The sequence below is a fragment of the Sphingomonas sp. dw_22 genome (assembly GCF_018449795.1).
GTDB lineage: Bacteria > Pseudomonadota > Alphaproteobacteria > Sphingomonadales > Sphingomonadaceae > Sphingomonas.
The window spans coordinates 75,503-90,580 of record NZ_JAAVVE010000010.1 but is presented as its reverse complement, the minus strand read 5'-3'; the positions used below and the strand labels follow the sequence as shown (position 1 = coordinate 90,580).

The 15,078-nt window shown below is 68.4% G+C and carries 16 protein-coding genes; 8 read left to right on the top strand and 8 right to left on the bottom strand.

The window, feature by feature from the left end:
- Positions 1 to 4 precede the first annotated feature (4 nt).
- Genes HB724_RS07040 through HB724_RS07025 form a run of 4 tightly spaced genes read left to right on the top strand, consistent with a single transcriptional unit; the run spans position 5 to position 2,065 of the window.
- Positions 5 to 901 carry a DMT family transporter gene (locus HB724_RS07040; protein WP_213980202.1) on the top strand — a complete coding sequence of 299 codons (897 nt, stop codon included), beginning with the start codon at positions 5 to 7 and terminating at the stop codon, positions 899 to 901.
- Entirely contained in the window at positions 898 to 1,377 is a 480-nt protein-coding gene (locus HB724_RS07035; RefSeq protein WP_213980201.1) for a GNAT family N-acetyltransferase, read from the top strand. Before HB724_RS07040 ends, HB724_RS07035 begins: the two co-directional genes overlap by 4 nt.
- On the top strand, positions 1,377 to 1,694 hold the full coding sequence (locus HB724_RS07030; protein ID WP_213980200.1) for a multidrug efflux SMR transporter: 318 nt from the start codon (positions 1,377 to 1,379) through the stop codon (positions 1,692 to 1,694). Before HB724_RS07035 ends, HB724_RS07030 begins: the two co-directional genes overlap by 1 nt.
- Positions 1,694 to 2,065 (top strand): TfoX/Sxy family protein, encoded by a 372-nt coding sequence (locus HB724_RS07025; RefSeq protein ID WP_213980199.1) that lies wholly within the window; start codon positions 1,694 to 1,696, stop codon positions 2,063 to 2,065. The genes HB724_RS07030 and HB724_RS07025 overlap by 1 nt, the downstream gene beginning before the upstream one ends.
- Here HB724_RS07025 and HB724_RS07020 read toward each other — a convergent pair.
- Genes HB724_RS07020 through HB724_RS07010 form a run of 3 tightly spaced genes read right to left on the bottom strand, consistent with a single transcriptional unit; the run spans position 2,046 to position 5,176 of the window.
- The gene (locus HB724_RS07020; RefSeq protein ID WP_213980198.1) at positions 2,046 to 2,699 is read right to left on the bottom strand and encodes a DUF1345 domain-containing protein; all 654 of its coding nucleotides are present in this window, start codon (positions 2,697 to 2,699) and stop codon (positions 2,046 to 2,048) included. The genes HB724_RS07025 and HB724_RS07020 overlap by 20 nt on opposite strands.
- Before the next feature lie 5 nt (positions 2,700 to 2,704).
- Positions 2,705 to 3,244, bottom strand: a complete 540-nt coding sequence (ppa, locus tag HB724_RS07015; RefSeq protein ID WP_213980197.1) for an inorganic diphosphatase — start codon at positions 3,242 to 3,244, stop codon at positions 2,705 to 2,707.
- A gap of 36 nt (positions 3,245 to 3,280) precedes the next feature.
- Positions 3,281 to 5,176 (bottom strand): peptidase M61, encoded by a 1,896-nt coding sequence (locus tag HB724_RS07010; RefSeq protein WP_213980196.1) that lies wholly within the window; start codon positions 5,174 to 5,176, stop codon positions 3,281 to 3,283.
- Between the two features lie 112 nt (positions 5,177 to 5,288).
- Here HB724_RS07010 and HB724_RS07005 point away from each other — a divergent pair, with 112 nt between their 5' ends.
- The gene (locus tag HB724_RS07005) at positions 5,289 to 6,608 is read left to right on the top strand and encodes a DUF1295 domain-containing protein (RefSeq protein WP_213980195.1); all 1,320 of its coding nucleotides are present in this window, start codon (positions 5,289 to 5,291) and stop codon (positions 6,606 to 6,608) included.
- Between the two features lie 240 nt (positions 6,609 to 6,848).
- On the opposite strand, the gene HB724_RS07000 is transcribed toward HB724_RS07005, so the two are convergent.
- The 3 genes from HB724_RS07000 to HB724_RS06990 all read right to left on the bottom strand — a co-directional run bounded on the left by HB724_RS07000 (position 6,849) and on the right by HB724_RS06990 (position 9,925).
- On the bottom strand, positions 6,849 to 8,225 hold the full coding sequence (locus tag HB724_RS07000) for a glutamate--cysteine ligase (protein ID WP_213980194.1): 1,377 nt from the start codon (positions 8,223 to 8,225) through the stop codon (positions 6,849 to 6,851).
- Between the two features lie 213 nt (positions 8,226 to 8,438).
- The gene (locus tag HB724_RS06995; RefSeq protein WP_213980193.1) at positions 8,439 to 9,179 is read right to left on the bottom strand and encodes a 16S rRNA (uracil(1498)-N(3))-methyltransferase; all 741 of its coding nucleotides are present in this window, start codon (positions 9,177 to 9,179) and stop codon (positions 8,439 to 8,441) included.
- 47 nt (positions 9,180 to 9,226) lie between these two features.
- Entirely contained in the window at positions 9,227 to 9,925 is a 699-nt protein-coding gene (locus HB724_RS06990; protein WP_213980192.1) for an EF-hand domain-containing protein, read from the bottom strand.
- Between the two features lie 120 nt (positions 9,926 to 10,045).
- Here HB724_RS06990 and ubiA point away from each other — a divergent pair, with 120 nt between their 5' ends.
- The 3 genes from ubiA to HB724_RS06975 are packed head-to-tail and all read left to right on the top strand — an operon-like array spanning position 10,046 to position 13,110.
- Complete coding sequence (gene ubiA / locus HB724_RS06985) at positions 10,046 to 10,963, top strand: 4-hydroxybenzoate octaprenyltransferase (protein ID WP_213980191.1); 918 nt, start codon at positions 10,046 to 10,048, stop codon at positions 10,961 to 10,963.
- A gap of 31 nt (positions 10,964 to 10,994) precedes the next feature.
- Entirely contained in the window at positions 10,995 to 12,341 is a 1,347-nt protein-coding gene (locus HB724_RS06980; RefSeq protein ID WP_213980190.1) for a metallopeptidase TldD-related protein, read from the top strand.
- The gene (locus tag HB724_RS06975; protein WP_213980189.1) at positions 12,334 to 13,110 is read left to right on the top strand and encodes a 3'(2'),5'-bisphosphate nucleotidase CysQ; all 777 of its coding nucleotides are present in this window, start codon (positions 12,334 to 12,336) and stop codon (positions 13,108 to 13,110) included. Before HB724_RS06980 ends, HB724_RS06975 begins: the two co-directional genes overlap by 8 nt.
- On the opposite strand, the gene HB724_RS06970 is transcribed toward HB724_RS06975, so the two are convergent.
- Positions 13,107 to 13,829, bottom strand: a complete 723-nt coding sequence (locus tag HB724_RS06970) for a hypothetical protein (protein WP_213980188.1) — start codon at positions 13,827 to 13,829, stop codon at positions 13,107 to 13,109. The two genes, HB724_RS06975 and HB724_RS06970, sit on opposite strands and share 4 nt — an antisense overlap.
- A gap of 3 nt (positions 13,830 to 13,832) precedes the next feature.
- Positions 13,833 to 15,038: a toxic anion resistance protein gene (locus HB724_RS06965; RefSeq protein ID WP_213980187.1), complete on the bottom strand. Its 1,206-nt coding sequence runs from the start codon at positions 15,036 to 15,038 to the stop codon at positions 13,833 to 13,835.
- Positions 15,039 to 15,078 lie beyond the last annotated feature (40 nt).

Genomic DNA, 15,078 nt, shown 5'->3' with positions numbered 1-15,078 from the left:
TACCATGCCACGTCCCGCTTCCCTGCCTGTGGCCTTCGCCGCCGCATGCGCCGGCATCGCACTCTATTCGGTGATGGACGCGCTGATGAAGGGGCTGGCGCTCGCGATGGGCGCCTATGTCGCGCTGTTCTGGCGGCTGGCGGTTGGGGCGGGGATCATGGTGCCGCTGTTCGCGCTGTCCGGGCCGCGCATGCCGGCGCGCCACATCCTCCTGGTCCATTTCCTCCGCAGCGCGATCATCGCGGTGATGGCGATCGCCTTTTTCTGGGGCATCGCGCGGGTGCCGCTGGCCGAAGCGGTCGCGCTCACCTTCATCGCGCCGCTGATCGCGCTGGCGCTGGCGGCGATATTCCTGAAGGAACGGATCGGCGCGCGTTCGGTGCTCGCCTCGCTGCTCGGCCTGTCGGGCGTCGGCGTGATCCTGGCCGGGCGGATCGGCGGGACGCATGACGACGATACCCAGCTCGGCATGGCGGCGGTGCTCACCTCGGCGGTATTCTACGCGGTCAACCTGGTCATCGCGCGGCACCAGGCGCAGCACGCCCGGCCGATCGAGATCGCGTTCTTCCAGAACCTGTTCATCCTCGGCTTCTTCTGCCTGCCCGCGCCCTGGCTGCTGACTATGCCCGCCGCCACGCACTGGCCGGCGGTCGCCGTGGCGGCGGCGCTGGCGATCGTCTCGCTGCTGCTGCTCTCCTGGGCCTATGCGCGCGCCGAGGCGCAGGTGCTGCTCACGGTCGAGTACACCGCCTTCATCTGGGCGGCGCTGATGGGCTGGCTATTCTTCCGCGAGACCCTCACGCTCGGCGCGATCGCGGGCACGTTGCTCATCGTCGCCGGCTGCCTGCTGGCCGCGCGCCGCCAGGCCCCTCAGATCGAAAGTGAAATCGCAAGCGCATGATCCAGGTCCGTCCCGCCCTTCCCACCGATGTCCCGCTGATCCTGCGCCTGGTCCGCGAGCTCGCCGAGTTCGAGCGCGAGCCCGATGCGGTCGTCGCGACCGAGCCCATGCTGGAGTCCGCCCTGTTCGGCGAGCGTCCCGCCGCCGAAGCCGTGATCGCCGAGCTAGACGGCACCGTGCAGGGCTTTGCGCTGTTCTTCCAGAATTTCTCGACCTGGACCGGCCGCCCCGGCCTCTATCTCGAAGACCTCTACGTAACCCCGGATGCGCGCGGCGCGGGCGTCGGCACGGCGCTGCTGCGCCATCTCGCCGGCATCGCGCTCGATCGGGGCTGCGGCCGCTTCGAATGGGCGGTGCTCGACTGGAACGAGCCCGCGATCCGCTTTTATCGCGCGCTGGGCGCGGTCGGGATGGGCGAATGGCAGGTCCAGCGCGTCTCCGGCGAGGCGCTCGTCGCGCTGGCGGGGCGGGGCTGATGGCCTGGGCGCTGCTAGTCCTCGGCGGCTGTTTCGAAGTGGGCTTCACCACCTGCCTGCGCTTCGTCGAGGGCTTCCGCAACCTGCCCTGGACGCTCGGCTTCCTCGCCTCGGTCGGGCTGTCGATGACGCTGCTCGAAGTCGCCGCGCGCAGCATCCCGATGGGCACCGCCTATGCCGTGTGGGGCGGGATCGGCGCGCTCGGCACGGTGATCGTCGGCATGATCTGGTTCGGCGAGCCGGTGACGCCGGTGCGGCTGCTGCTGATCCTCGGGCTGGTCGGCTGCATCGCCGGGCTGCGGCTGGCGAGCCACTGATGGCGGTGGACGAGGGCCTGGCCGAATGGGTGAAGGAGGCGCTGGAGCCGCTCGGCACCGTTACCCGCAAGCGCCTGTTCGGCGGCGCGGCGCTGTATTGCGACGGCGTGGCCTTCGCGATCCTCGCCTTCGACGCGCTGTGGCTGAAGGCGGATGCCGAGAGCGCCGCCGAATGGGGCGATGCCGAACGTTTCACGGTCACGCGTGACGATGGCCGCACCCAGTCGCTCAACTATCGCCGCGCGCCCGACGCGACCTATGACGATGCCGACGAGCTGCGCCGCTGGGCGCTGCTGGCGATCGAGGCAGGTCGCCGCGCCCCGCCCAGGAAGCCCAGGGGCGGAAGAAAGCCTAGCCGCCCAGCACGTTGATCGTGAAGGCGATCACGCCCAGGTTGAACACGAACGCCGCCACGCAGTGCAGCGTCACCACCCGCCGCAGCCGGCTGTCGGTCACGGTCACATCGCTGGTCTGGAAGGTCATGCCCAGGCAGAAGGCGAAATAGACGAAATCCCAGTAATTGGGTTCCTTCGTCTCCGGGAAACAAAGGCCGCCCAAATCGGCGCCTTCCTCCTCGCTGTAGAAGAGATGGGCATAGTGCAGCGCATAGACGAAGTTGGAGAAGGTCCAGCACATCGCCAGCGTGCCCACGACCAGCACCAGCGACCAGGTACGCGGCGCGTCCTTCTGGAGCAGCTCGCTCGCCACCGCGGCGAGGATCACCAGCGAGACCGCGCCAGTGACCAGCAGCAGCACGACCCGGTTGGCGTCGTTCTGGCAGGCGCGGACGCGCATCTGCTCGGCGGATTCGCGCAGCAGCGGCCAGCAGAGGATCAGGAACACCGCCGCGCCGGCATCGAAGCCGGCCATCACGCCATGGCGCAGGCCCAGCCAGGGGGTGGCGACGGCGATCGCCGCGGCACTCGCCAGCGCGAAGACGATGAACCGCACCGGCGCCACGACATTGCCGATCCCCCGGCGATGTTCGTGGCGCGGTGCGGCCATCCGGGTCAGGCGGCCTTGGCCTTCTTGGCCGCCTCGATCGCTTCGAGCACGATCTGGCGGGCCTCGGCGGCATCGCCCCACTGGCCGATGCGCACCCACTTCTCGGACTCCAAGTCCTTGTAGTGCTTGAAGAAATGCTCGATCTGCTGGAGCACGATCGACGGCAGGTCGCCGCGCTCGCCCACGTCCGAATAATAAGGGAAGGTGGTGTCGACGGGCACGCAGATCAGCTTCTCGTCGCCGCCGGCCTCGTCCTCCAGCTTGAGCACGCCGATCGGGCGCGCGCGCACCACGCAGCCCGGCACGAAGGGCGAGCGGGCGATGACGAGCGCGTCGAGCGGATCGCCGTCCGGCGACAGGGTATGCGGCACGAAGCCGTAATTCGCCGGATAGCGCATCGGCGTGTGCAGGATGCGATCGACGAACAGCGCGCCGCTGGCCTTGTCGAACTCATACTTCACGGGCTCGCCGCCGACCGGCACTTCGATGACCACGTTCAAGCTGTTCGGCGGATCGTCGCCGACCGGAATCAAATCAATACGCATTGTTCAAACCTGTTTGGTTGGCCTCTCCGCCCCGTCTCAGCGGGGCTGGAGCAGCTTGTCTAGGCCAGCCTCTCCCTCGACCGTCTTGACGAGGTGCGGATAGCGCAGCCCCTCATGATAGTCGATGGACACTTCGCGGAAACGATCGCCGCTTTTCAGCAGCAGCTTGATCGGATCCTTGGTGCCCTTGGCCGCCTTGACCGCGTCCTTCAGCCGGTCGCCGGTATAGCTCATGCCGTTCACCGCGACGATCTCGTCGCCCAGATCCATGCCGGCGTTGAAGGCCGGGCTGTCCCAGGTGACGTTGCTGATGCCGCGCGGCCCGGCCGTCAGGCCCAGCGAATAGGTGAGGTCGGCCAGGTCGCGGCCGCCGCGGCCCGACTTGTTCGGCACGTCGGTATAGACGAGCTTGTAGCCGTTGCGGGTGAAGCCATTGAGCGGCGCGCGCTCGGTGACGGCGTTCAGCCGTTCGTCCAGGAAGCCCTTCCAGTCATAGGGGACGATCCGGTTCAGCTCGGCGATGACATCGTCGAGCGTATAGGTCACCTCGCCGAAATCGCCGTCCTTGTAGCCGAAGAAGCTGCGGGCGAAATCGTCGATCGACTTGGTGCCGTGGCTCTGCTCGCGGAGGATCGAATCGACGTCCATCCAGACCAGCAGGCCCTCATTGTAATAATCCTCGGAGCGCTGCCAGCTCACCCAGCCCTTGGGCCGGCGGGAGGAGATGATCGGATCGTTGGTGGTATCTACCAGCGGGCGCCACTGGCGGGCCGGGCGATTGTCGAGGCTCGCCATGATCGCGGCATAGCCCTCCAGCGTATCCTCCTTGCTCACCAGGCCGGAGCGGGCCTGGAAGACATAGCCCCAGAACTGCGTCTGCCCCTCATAGACCCAGAGCAGCGAATCGCGCATCGGCGTGCGGAAATCGGGGGTCCACAGGTCCGCGCCGCGGCGGAACTTGCCGTCCCAGCTATGGGTGTATTCGTGCGGCAGCAGGTTGCGGCTGCCCGAGCCTTCCTCCCACTTGGTGAAATAGCCGGGGCGCACGCCGTCTTCCGAGCTGCGGTGATGCTCCAGGCCGATCCCGCCCAGCTCCTCGCTGATCGAGAGCAGGAAGTGGTAATGATCGTAATGCTGGGTGCCGAAGGTCTTCACGGCTTGCTCGACCAGCCTTTTGTGCGCCTCGATCTGCTCGGGCTTGGCCTCCAGCTCTTCGGGCGAATCGGCGAACACGTCGAGCGTGACACGCGGGCTCAGCTCGAACGGCTTGTAGTAGCGGCCGGCGAGCACCGGCGAATCGACCAGGATCTCGTAGGTCGTCTTGTCATAGGTATAGGTGGAGCCGGTCGCCTTGGAGGGCAGGCCCGCGGCCGCCGACCATCCCGTGGGGTATTTCACCGTCGCCTGCACCGGGATGCGCCGGGTGAAATAGCCCGCCGGATAGAGGCTCATCGAGTTCCACTGGAGGCTCAACATGTTGGGCGTCATCACCATGCGGCCCTGGTCCGGCACGGTCGCCGAGATGAACTGGAATTCCAGGTTCAGCGCCTTGGCGCCGGCCGGCACTTCGACATGGAAGGCGAAGACGTCCATCGGATCGCGCGTCCAGGGCACGCGCTTGCCGTTGGCGCGGATCTGGAGCCCCGCCAGCTTCTCGATCTCGCCGCGCGGGGTGTGGGCGCCCGGCAGCCATTTCGGGAACAGCAGCACCATATGGCCGCTCTTGGCGACGGGGATGGTTTCCTTGACGTTGAAGATGCCGCGCTGCGTGTCGGTCGCGTCGATGTCGAGCTGAAGCGTGCCGGGATAGTCGATATCGCGCGCCTGCGGGATGGTATCGACCGGCCACACCGGCTGCGGTGCCGAATTCTGCGCCAAAGCGGGCGCGGTGGTGGCGAGCAGAAGGGCGGCGATCGGCAGCATTTGCTTCATCAAGGAACCTCTTCGGTCTGGAGCGACGGGCAGGTGATAAGCGGCAGGCGGGAGCGCGGTAAAGAGCACATCCTTCACCGCTCCCTAACCATTATGTGGATAGGTGTCCGGGATGTTTCACGATCCCGCATTGGCAGCCCGCGCCAAGGTCGATCCGCGCCCGCGATCGGCGGTGAGCACAGGCGTCGGCTTCGCGGGACTGGCGGGCATGAGCGCCTGGGTGCTGACCGCACATGTCCTGGGGCTCGACGGGCCTTATGCCGCCCTGGTCAACGTCCTCGCCTGCGCGCTGCCGATGGTGTTGTGGTCGGTGTTCGTCGACCGGGTGCATCGCAACCCCTCCACCGGCATCGACTGGCGATCGGTCCGCCCCTGGCGCGAGACGCTGGACATATCGATCACCAAGCTCGCCGGGCTGTGGCTCACCTGGGGCGGGATCGCCGCCGTCTATGCGCTCGGTCGCTTCTGGTGGGAGACGCGCTACGCCAATTTCCCCTTCGCCATGTGGTGCTTCAGCATCGCCGCCCCGGTGCTGTTCGTCCTTTCGATCCCCTATGTCCTCTGGCTCGACCGGCGGCTGGTGGAGCCGCGCGACGGCGCCTGGCATCTCGGCGCCTGGCTGATGGGATCGGAGGGGATCGACCGGGACGCGATCTGGAGCCACCTCAGAAGCTGGACGGTGAAGGGCTTCTTCCTCGCCTTCATGCTCTCGATCGTGCCCCCCGGCTTCGGCGAGTTCGTCTCGGCGGATTACAGCCGGGTGTGGCGCGATCCGGTGGCGCTGGCCAATACCTGCATCACCTTCATGTTCCTGATCGACGTCGCCTTCGCGACCGCCGGCTACATCCTCACCTTCCGCCCGCTCGATTCGCATATCCGCTCGGCGAACCCCTATGCGGCGGCTTGGACGGCGGCGCTGATCTGCTATCCGCCCTTCGTGCTGATGGCCGACGGCGGCGTGCTCGACTATCATCAGGGCGCGGCGGACTGGACCTATTGGTATGCCGGGCATCCCTGGGTGCTGGGGATCGTCGGCGCGGTGCTGGTGGGGCTGACGGCGATCTATGCCTGGGCGACGGTGGCGTTCGGGATGCGCTTCTCGAACCTCACCCATCGCGGCGTGCTGACGCACGGGCCGTATGCGTGGAGCCGCCACCCGGCCTATCTTTCGAAGAACCTGTTCTGGTGGTTCTCGACGCTGCCCTTCCTCGCCACCACCGGCTGGGCGGACGGCATCCGCAACGCGGCGGTGATGGTGTGCGTCAGCGGCGTCTATTACTGGCGCGCGCGTACCGAGGAGAAGCATCTCGGCGCCGATCCGGCGTATCGTGCGTACAGCGAATGGATGGAGCGGAACGGGGCAGTACCGCGGTTCTTCGGGTGGGTGAGGCGTGGTCAAAGAGCGGCCGGAGCACCCGGCGCGCCAAGCTGAACAGGCGAAATCCTGCATCACAATCCCTCTCCCCTTTGGGGAGAGGGTGGCGAGCGAAGCGAAGCCGGGAGAGGGGCAGGAGCCGCGAATTCACGGCACTTGCCCCTCTCCCCCGACCAGCATCGGGTCAACAGCGCCCCGCGCTGTTGAGGCCATGCCGGGGGCATGGCCGACCCGATGCTCCCCAAAGGGGAAAGGGAGAAGAACTGAGCAACGTTCGGCCGTAAGCGGGAAGGGCGCCTAGAACTTCGCCTCTTCATACACCCGCGAAATATCGCCGCCCCAATCGCCGTTGAAGCGATCGAGCAGGATCTGCGCGGGCACCTTGCCGGTGCGGACGATCTCGCGCAGCGGATCGAGGAAGCCGCTCTCATTGTCGCCCGCGGCGTTCAGCCGCGCGCGCGCCTTCAGCCCCGAAGCCGAGATGTCGAGCACCTGGCCGGCAATGTCCTTGAGCTTCCCGCCGCCCGGGATCGGCGCGTCGAGCGCCAGCTTCGGCACCGCGTCGCGCAGCGCCTGGCGCTCCTCGATCGTCCAGTCGCGCACCAAGTCCCAGGCCGCATCGAGCGCGGTGTCATCATAGAGCAGCCCCACCCACAGCGCCGGCAGCGCGCAGATCCGCCCCCAGCGCCCGCCATCGGCGCCGCGCATCTCGAGGAACTGCTTCATCCGCACTTCGGGGAAGGCGGTGGAGAGATGGTCCGCCCAGTCGTCGATCGTCGGCTTGTGGCCGGGATAGGCGGGCAGCTCGCCCTTCAGGAAATCGCGGAAGCTCTGTCCGGCCGCGTCGATATACTTGCCGTCGCGGTAGACGAAGTACATCGGCACATCGAGCGCATACTCGGCATAGCGCTCATAGCCGAAGCCCTCTTCGAACACGAAGGGCAGCATCCCGGTGCGCGCCGGATCGGTGTCCGACCAGATATGGCTGCGATAGGAGAGATAGCCGTTGGGCTTGCCCTCCAGGAAGGGCGAATTGGCGAACAGTGCGGTCGCGAGCGGCTGGAGCGCCAGCCCGACGCGGAACTTCTTCGCCATGTCGGCCTCGCTGGCATAGTCCAGGTTCACCTGGATCGTGCAGGTCCGCAGCATCATGTCGAGGCCCATCGAGCCGACCCGCGGCATGTGGCGCAGCATGATCTCGTAGCGGCCCTTGGGCATGATCGGCAGCTCGGCGCGCGTCTTGTCGTGCCACATACCCAGGCCGAGGAAGCCGATGCCCAGCTTGTCGCCCACCGCCTTCACCTGTTGCAGGTGGCGGCCGGTCTCGGCGCAGGTCTGGTGGAGATTTTCCAGCGGCGCGCCCGACAATTCGAACTGGCCGGCGGGCTCCAGGCTGATCGCGCCGTCCGGGCCGGAAAGCGCGATGATGTTTTCGCCCTCGTATACCGGCTTCCAGCCGAACTCGGTGAGGCCGATCAGCAGCGCATGGATGCCGCCCGGCTCCTCATAGCTGGGGGCGCGGTGATCGGGCGTCTTCCAGTAGACGAACTTCTCGTGCTCGGTGCCGATCCGCCAGCGCTCGCGCGGCTTTTCGCCCCGGGCGAAATAGTCGATCAGCTGGGCACGATCCTCGATGACCGGCGCGCAGGTTTCCGAAGCGGTCTTCGTGCTCATGGCGCGCGCATTAGCGGCGGGCGGGAGCCTGCGCCAGCGCTATCTGTACCGGTCGGTTGTCCCGAGATCCTCCCTGGAAGGGGGAGGGGGACCATCGCGTCAGCGATGGTGGAGGGGGCCGCTTTCCTCAAACGATGACGTTGGTGGAGAGCGGGCCCCTCCACCACGCCCTGCGGGCGCGGTCCCCCTCCCCGTTCCGGGGAGGAATTTGGATCACCAATCGCCCGCGGCGCCCATCCACAGGCTGACCGCCGCCGCCGCCGCCGTCTCGGCGCGGAGGATGCGGGGGCCAAGCGCGATGCCCACCGCCTGGGGCAGCGCGCGGATAGCTTCGCGCTCGTCGTCGTCGAAGCCGCCCTCCGGGCCGATCAGGATCGCGGCGGGGCCGGGGCGGGCGCGCATCGCCTCCAGCGCCGGGGTGCCACCCGCCTCGTCGGCGAAGAACAGCGCGCGCTCGGCCGGCCAGTCGCGGAGCAGCACGGCCAGCTTCACCGGTTCGGCCAGCTCGGGAAGCGCGGTGCGGCCGCATTGCTCGGCCGCCTCGATCATGTGCGCGCGCAACCGTTCCAGGTTGAGCCGGTCGATCACCGTGCGCCGCGTCAGCACTGGCGCCAGCCGCGCGACGCCCAGCTCGCACGCCTTTTCCGCCACCCAGTCGATCCGGCCCTTCTTGATCGGTGCGGCGCACAGCCACAGGTCGGGTACCGCCTCGCGCTCGCGCAGCTTTTCGGTCACGTCGAGGATCAGGTCGCGCTTGCCGGTCGCGCGGACCACGCCCAGCCATTCGCCGGTCGCATCGTCGAACAGCTTCACCGCCGCGCCCGGCTTGGTGCGCATGACGGAAACGAGATAATGGGCCTGGGGACCGTCGATCCGGATCTCGCCGGGCGCGAGCGGGGTTTCGACGAACAGGCGCGGCGCCGATTGGGGCGGCCAGGCGGGAGTGGCGGGCATGGCGCGGACCCTAGCCGCGCCCGCGTGCCGCCGTCACCCCCGGCCGGTCAAAATCCCTGACCGCCATCCTGGCCCATGCCGCGACCCATTCCGCCGCCATGATGGCCGCCGCCGCGTCCGCGCCCTGCACCGCGTCCGCCGCCCCGGCCGGGAGGAGGTCCGGCGACGATCTTGGGCAGCTCGTCATGCTGGAGCTTCCCGTCGCCATTCTTGTCGAGCATGTCGAAGCGCTGATCGGCGGCATAGGCGAACTCGGCCGCATCGACGCCGCGATTGAAGTTGCGATCGGCCACCACCACCGGCTCGGGATAGTCGAAGAAGCTGAACCGCGCCGCGCCCTGGCGCCCGCGGGCCGCGCTGGCGTCGCGCCGGGCGGGCGTGTCCTCGCCGCCGTCGAACTCGGTCGCGCCGCTGCGCTGGGTGCCGCCGCCGAAATCGGTGACGCGGATCTCGGGCGCCACCACGGTCTCGTAATATTCGATGTCGTCGGGATCGATCTCGCCGTCGTGCCTGCGATCGAGCGTGGCGAAGAATCGCTTGGCGTCGGCCTGGAACTCGGCGCGGCTGAGGGTGCCGTCATGATCGGTGTCGGCGGCGGCAAACCACATGTCCTGCGGCGCCGTGCCGCCTGCGTCTGAGCGGAAGGGCTCGCCCATCGGGCTGATGAAGATCTGTTCGCGCGGCGCGGCGGAGGCGGTGCCGGTGGCTGTAGCGAGGATCAGGCTGGAGAAGAGAAGGATGCGCATCGCTCGCCCTTGATTCGAAAGACCCCCATGACGCTCCGTTAGGATCCAATTGTCGCAAGAATGTGCCCGGCGCGACAAAATCCTGTTCCCTGGCCCCGCGCCTGTGGCAGCAGGGCGCGCATGACCACGCCCGCGCCCGAAATCGTCCCCGATACCGAGTATCGCGGCCTGATGGGCCTGCTCCCTGCCGCCGCGCGGCCCTATGCGCTGCTCGCGCGATTCGATCGGCCGATCGGCTGGTGGCTGCTCTTCTGGCCCGGCGCCTGGGCGATCGCGCTGTCGGGGCAGGCGATCCTGCGCTGGGATCTGCTGCTGTGGTTCCTGCTCGGCAGCATCGCGATGCGCGGCGCGGGCTGCGTCTATAACGACATTGTCGATCGCGATCTCGACCGGCAGGTGGCCCGCACCCGCAGCCGCCCGCTCGCCAGCGGTGCAGTGTCGCTCAAGGCGGCCTGGGGCTGGCTGCTGGCGCTGTGCCTGGTCGGGCTGGTGGTGCTCGTGCAGCTTCGCCCCTTCGCGGTCTGGGTCGCGCTGGCGAGCCTCGTGCTGGTCGCCGCCTATCCCTTTATGAAGCGGATCACCTGGTGGCCCCAGGCCTGGCTGGGCCTGGTTTTCTCCTGGGCGGCCTTGGTCGGCTGGGCCGAGGCGCCGGACATGCACTTCACGCCGGGCGCGCTGCTCTATGCCGGCAGCATCTTCTGGGTGATCGGCTATGACACCATCTATGCGCTCCAGGACGTGGAGGACGACGCGCTGGTCGGCGTCCGTTCCTCCGCCCGCCGCCTCGGCAGCCGGGTGCGGCCCGGCGTCGCGTTCTTCTACGCCGCTGCACTGGCGTTGTGGGCCGCCGCCTTCTGGCAGCTCCGCCCCGATCCGCTCGCGCTCGCCGCGCTGCTGCCGATGGCGCTGCACCTCGCCTGGCAGGTGCTGACGCTGGTGCCCGCCGACGGTGCCAACGCGCTCGCCCGCTTCCGTTCGAACCGCAATGCCGGCCTGCTCATGTTCGCCGCCTGCCTCGTCATCGGCCAGACTCTTTGACGTTCGCCGCCCGCAGACCTAAGTGCCCGGGATGCTGACTGTCGAACAAGCCCGCGAGCGTGCACGCGACGTCGTCGATCGCGCGCGCAGGGCTGGCGCCGATGCCGCCGATGCCGTGTTCGCCGCTGATAGCTCGCTCTCCGTATCGGTGCGCATGGCCGCGCTGGAGGATGTCGAGCGCTCCGAGAGCGAGGAGCTGGGGCTGCGCGTGTTCGTCGGCCGCCGCTCGGCCAGCGTCTCCACGTCCGATCTCAGCACCCAGGCGCTCGACGTGCTGGTCGATCGCGCGCTCGCCATGGCGCGCGAGGCGCCCGAGGACAAATGGGCCGGGCTCGCCCCCGAGGAGCGGCTGCTCCACGGCACGCCGCCGCTTCTCGATCTCGATGACGGCGCCCATGCCGAGCCGGCGGCGCTGAAGGCACAGGCGCTCGCCGCCGAGGATGCCGCCCGCGCGGTCGAAGGCGTCACCAACAGCGAAGGCGCCAGCGCCGGCGCGTCGCGGTCGATCATGGCGCTCGCCACCAGCCACGGCTTCACCGGCGCCTATGCCCAGACCAGCCACGGCCTGTCCGCCAGCGTGCTTGCCGGCAGCGGCAGCGGGATGCAGCGCGATTACGCCCATCACTCCGCCCGCCACGCCGCGATGCTCGAAGCGCCCGAGACGATCGGCCGCCGCGCCGGCGAGCGTGCCGTCGCCCGGCTGAACCCGGCGAAGATCGCCAGCGGCACGTTGCCGGTGGTGTTCGATCGCCGCGTCTCCTCCGGCCTGCTCGGCCATTTCCTCGGCGCGATCAGCGGCGCGGCGATCACCCGCAAGACCAGCTTCCTGCGCGATGCGCTCGGCACCCGGGTCTTCGCCCGCGCCGTCACCATCTGCGACGATCCGCACCGTCCGCGCGGCCTGCGCTCGCGCCCGTTCGACGGCGAGGGACTGCCGGTGCTGCCGATCAAGCTGATCGACCAGGGCATGCTCGAGACCTGGCTGCTCGACAGCGCCTCGGCCCGCCAGCTCGGCCTGGAGCCGACCGGCCATGCCTCGCGCGGGATCGCGGGCGCGCCCGGCGTCGCCCCGAGCAACCTCTATATGCATCCCGGCAGCATCCCGCCCGAGACCTTGGTGGGCGAGATCACGCGCGGCCTGCTGGTGACGGAGCTGATCGGCCAGGGCGTCAACGGCGTCACCGGCGATTACAGCCGCGGCGCGGCGGGCTTCCTGATCGAGAATGGCGAGATCACCACGCCCGTCTCTGAAGTGACGATCGCGAGCAACCTCAAGGACATGTTCCTCGCGCTCACGCCCGCCAATGACTTGGAGTTCCGCTTCGGCATCAACGCGCCGACGCTGCGCATCGACGGGATGACGATAGCCGGTGACTGATCTGGCCCGCGAGATCGCGGCGATCGCCGCCGATGCCGGGCGGCTGGCGATGGACTGCTGGCATACCGATTTCGCGCGCTGGGAGAAATCGCCCGGCAACCCGGTCTGCGCGGTCGATCTCGAAGTCGATGCGATGCTCCGCCGGCGGCTGGAGGCGCTGCTGCCGGACGCTGGCTGGCTTTCCGAGGAAACGATCGACAATGCCGCGCGGCTGGGATCGGAGCGCATCTGGGTGGTCGATCCGATCGACGGCACGCGCGACTATCTGCGCGGGCGTACCGGCTGGGCGGTGTCGATCGCGCTGGTCGAGCATGGCCAGCCGGTGATCGGCGTGCTCGACGCCCCCGCGCGCGGCGAGGTGTGGACGGCGCAGGTGGGGCAGGGCGCCTGGCGTAACGGCGAGCGGCTCCACGCCGCCGAGCGCGACGCGCTGGCCGGTGCCCGCGTGCCCGCCGATCAGCTCCCCAGGATCGATCAGGATCTGGCGGCGATCCCCAAGCCCAATTCGATCGCGCTGCGCATCGCGATGGTCGCGGCGGGCGAGGCGGATCTGGTCGCGACGCTGCGCTGGGGCAGCGAATGGGACATCGCCGCCGCCGTGCTCCTCGCGCGCGAAGCCGGCGCGACGGTGACGGACGCGCTGGGCGGTGCGCTGCACTTCAACACGCCGTCCGGGGAAGCGTTCGGCGTCCTCGCCACCACGGCCGGCATCCATGCCGCCGCCGTGGCGCGGCTGGCGGAGCGGGCGGCGACCGGGATCAAGCGCTAGGCGCCGCCGCCCAACTCCTCGCCCTGATATTTGATCTGGAGATAGCGCCCGCGCGTCGCCAGCAGGTCGAGATCGCCCTGGGCGAGCTGGGCGGACATCTGGCCGATCTCGTCGTCGATCACCTGCAGCCCCTGCGCCAGCTGCTGGTCCGGCGTCAGTCCGTTGCGCTCGACGCGGCGCAGCGGCTCGGGGACGCGGCCATAGCCCTTCACCAGCTCGGGCAGTTGCTCGCCCAGCAGCTTGCGCACTTCGCCAGCGGCCGGCGAAGCGTCGTCCAGCGTCGCGAGCTGCGGCGCCAGCGTTTCCAGCTTCACCCCGATCGAATCGACCAGCGTCCGCACCGGCGCGGGCAGCGCGGGCCGCTGCGACTCCAGCCAGCGCTCGGTGGTGAGCGGCAGCGCCTTGAGCGGCGTCTGCGCGAGCTGCTCGACATTGATTGCGGCGCCGAGCGGGAAGATCGCGAAGAACACCGTCGCCAGCATCAGCAGGATGAACACCGCCAGCGCGCCGAACATGCCGATGCCCGTGGGCAGCAGCAGCCCTGCCACGATCGCCGCGATCACGATCGCGGTATCGGCCACCACGATCCGGCCGACGCGGCGCAGCACCTCGGCATTGCGCCGCTGCGCCGCGCGCCGGGATACCGAGGCATAGCGCTCGCGGGTCCGGTCCAGGAGCTCGCCCGCGCGCGCGATCTGATGGTCCACGTCGGTCGGCACGGCTTACAGCGCCTCCAGCTTGAACGTCTCGCCGGGGCCGGAGACCTGGTTCTGCGCCGCGCCCTCGGCCCGGGCGATATAGCCCTTCGATTTCTCGACCTCGCTCGAAAGCGTGGTGACCGTCGTCTTCATGCTGTCGAGCGCCTTGAGCTTGAACGTGTCGATCGCGTCCATCGTGTCGTAGATGTTCTGGAACGCGCGCTGGAGCGTCTCGACCGGGATCGTCGAGCTCGCCGCCTGCTCGTGGATCGCGGCCGACTGGCTCTTGAGCAGCTGGCCGGTCGAATCGATCAGCCCCGCCGTGGTGGTGTTGAGCGCGGTGATCTGGTCGAGCACCAGCTTCTGGTTGGTCAGCGCCTGCGCCACGGTGACGGCGGTGCGCAGCGCCGATACGGTAGTGGTGGAGGCGCGATCGACGCCCTTCACCAGCTCGACATTGTTCTTCTTGACCAGGTCGAGCGCCAGATAGCCCTGCACCGTCACCGCCATCTGGGTGAGCAGATCCTGGGTGCGCTGGCGGACATAGAAGAGCGCGGTCTCGCGCAGCGCCTTGGCCTTGGCGGGATCGGTGTGATCGAGTTCGTTGGCCTTGTCCTCGATCCTCGTGTCCATCGCCTTGGAGAGATAGATCATCTGCTCCAGCCGGCCCATCGCGTTCCACAGGTTCGCGCGCTCGGTGTCGATCGCGGCATTGTCCATCAGCAGCTCGTCCTTGCCGTTGGACAGGCTCTTGAGGATGCCGTTGATGTGGCTCTGCGACGACTGGTATTTGCGGAAATACTGCTTCATCCCGCTGCCGCCGAAGAGCTTGCTCAGAAAACCGTCCTTGCCGCCGACCAGCCTGCCGTTCCTGCTGGGATCGAGATCCTCGACGGTCTTGCGCAGCGCGAGCAGGTCGGCGCCGACGCCGGTATCGTTGCCGATCGCCTTCACCGGGCGATCGAGGAAGCGGTTCGACTGGCCGGCCGCGTCGCGGATCTCCTTCTGCCCCATCGCCGCGATCGCATCGACTCGCTTGCCGAACTCGGGCGAGTTGACGTCATGCGCCACCAGATCGTCGATGAACGTATCGACTCGCGATTCGAGCTCGGTCCGCTTCTTGTCGTCGACCGGTACCAGCCCGGCAGCCTTTTCGGGGGCGACCACCTTCACCGGCTCGGGCGGCGTCAGCACCAGATCGGGTTCGGCTGTCGCGGTTTCCGTCGCCATGCAATTCCTCCAAAAGCTGCCCGGCCCATCAATAGGGGCA

Coding starts and splice junctions, on each gene's coding strand:
- HB724_RS06995 (WP_213980193.1), bottom strand. CDS start 9,179: ATGCCCGCCACTCCCGCCTGGCCGCCCCAATCGGCGCCGCGCCTGTTC.
- HB724_RS07035 (WP_213980201.1), top strand. CDS start 898: ATGATCCAGGTCCGTCCCGCCCTTCCCACCGATGTCCCGCTGATCCTG.
- HB724_RS06965 (WP_213980187.1), bottom strand. CDS start 15,038: ATGGCGACGGAAACCGCGACAGCCGAACCCGATCTGGTGCTGACGCCG.
- HB724_RS07005 (WP_213980195.1), top strand. CDS start 5,289: ATGTTTCACGATCCCGCATTGGCAGCCCGCGCCAAGGTCGATCCGCGC.
- HB724_RS07030 (WP_213980200.1), top strand. CDS start 1,377: ATGGCCTGGGCGCTGCTAGTCCTCGGCGGCTGTTTCGAAGTGGGCTTC.
- HB724_RS07010 (WP_213980196.1), bottom strand. CDS start 5,176: ATGAAGCAAATGCTGCCGATCGCCGCCCTTCTGCTCGCCACCACCGCG.
- HB724_RS07000 (WP_213980194.1), bottom strand. CDS start 8,225: ATGAGCACGAAGACCGCTTCGGAAACCTGCGCGCCGGTCATCGAGGAT.
- HB724_RS06990 (WP_213980192.1), bottom strand. CDS start 9,925: ATGCGCATCCTTCTCTTCTCCAGCCTGATCCTCGCTACAGCCACCGGC.
- ppa (WP_213980197.1), bottom strand. CDS start 3,244: ATGCGTATTGATTTGATTCCGGTCGGCGACGATCCGCCGAACAGCTTG.
- HB724_RS07040 (WP_213980202.1), top strand. CDS start 5: ATGCCACGTCCCGCTTCCCTGCCTGTGGCCTTCGCCGCCGCATGCGCC.
- HB724_RS07025 (WP_213980199.1), top strand. CDS start 1,694: ATGGCGGTGGACGAGGGCCTGGCCGAATGGGTGAAGGAGGCGCTGGAG.
- HB724_RS06980 (WP_213980190.1), top strand. CDS start 10,995: ATGCTGACTGTCGAACAAGCCCGCGAGCGTGCACGCGACGTCGTCGAT.
- HB724_RS07020 (WP_213980198.1), bottom strand. CDS start 2,699: ATGGCCGCACCGCGCCACGAACATCGCCGGGGGATCGGCAATGTCGTG.
- ubiA (WP_213980191.1), top strand. CDS start 10,046: ATGACCACGCCCGCGCCCGAAATCGTCCCCGATACCGAGTATCGCGGC.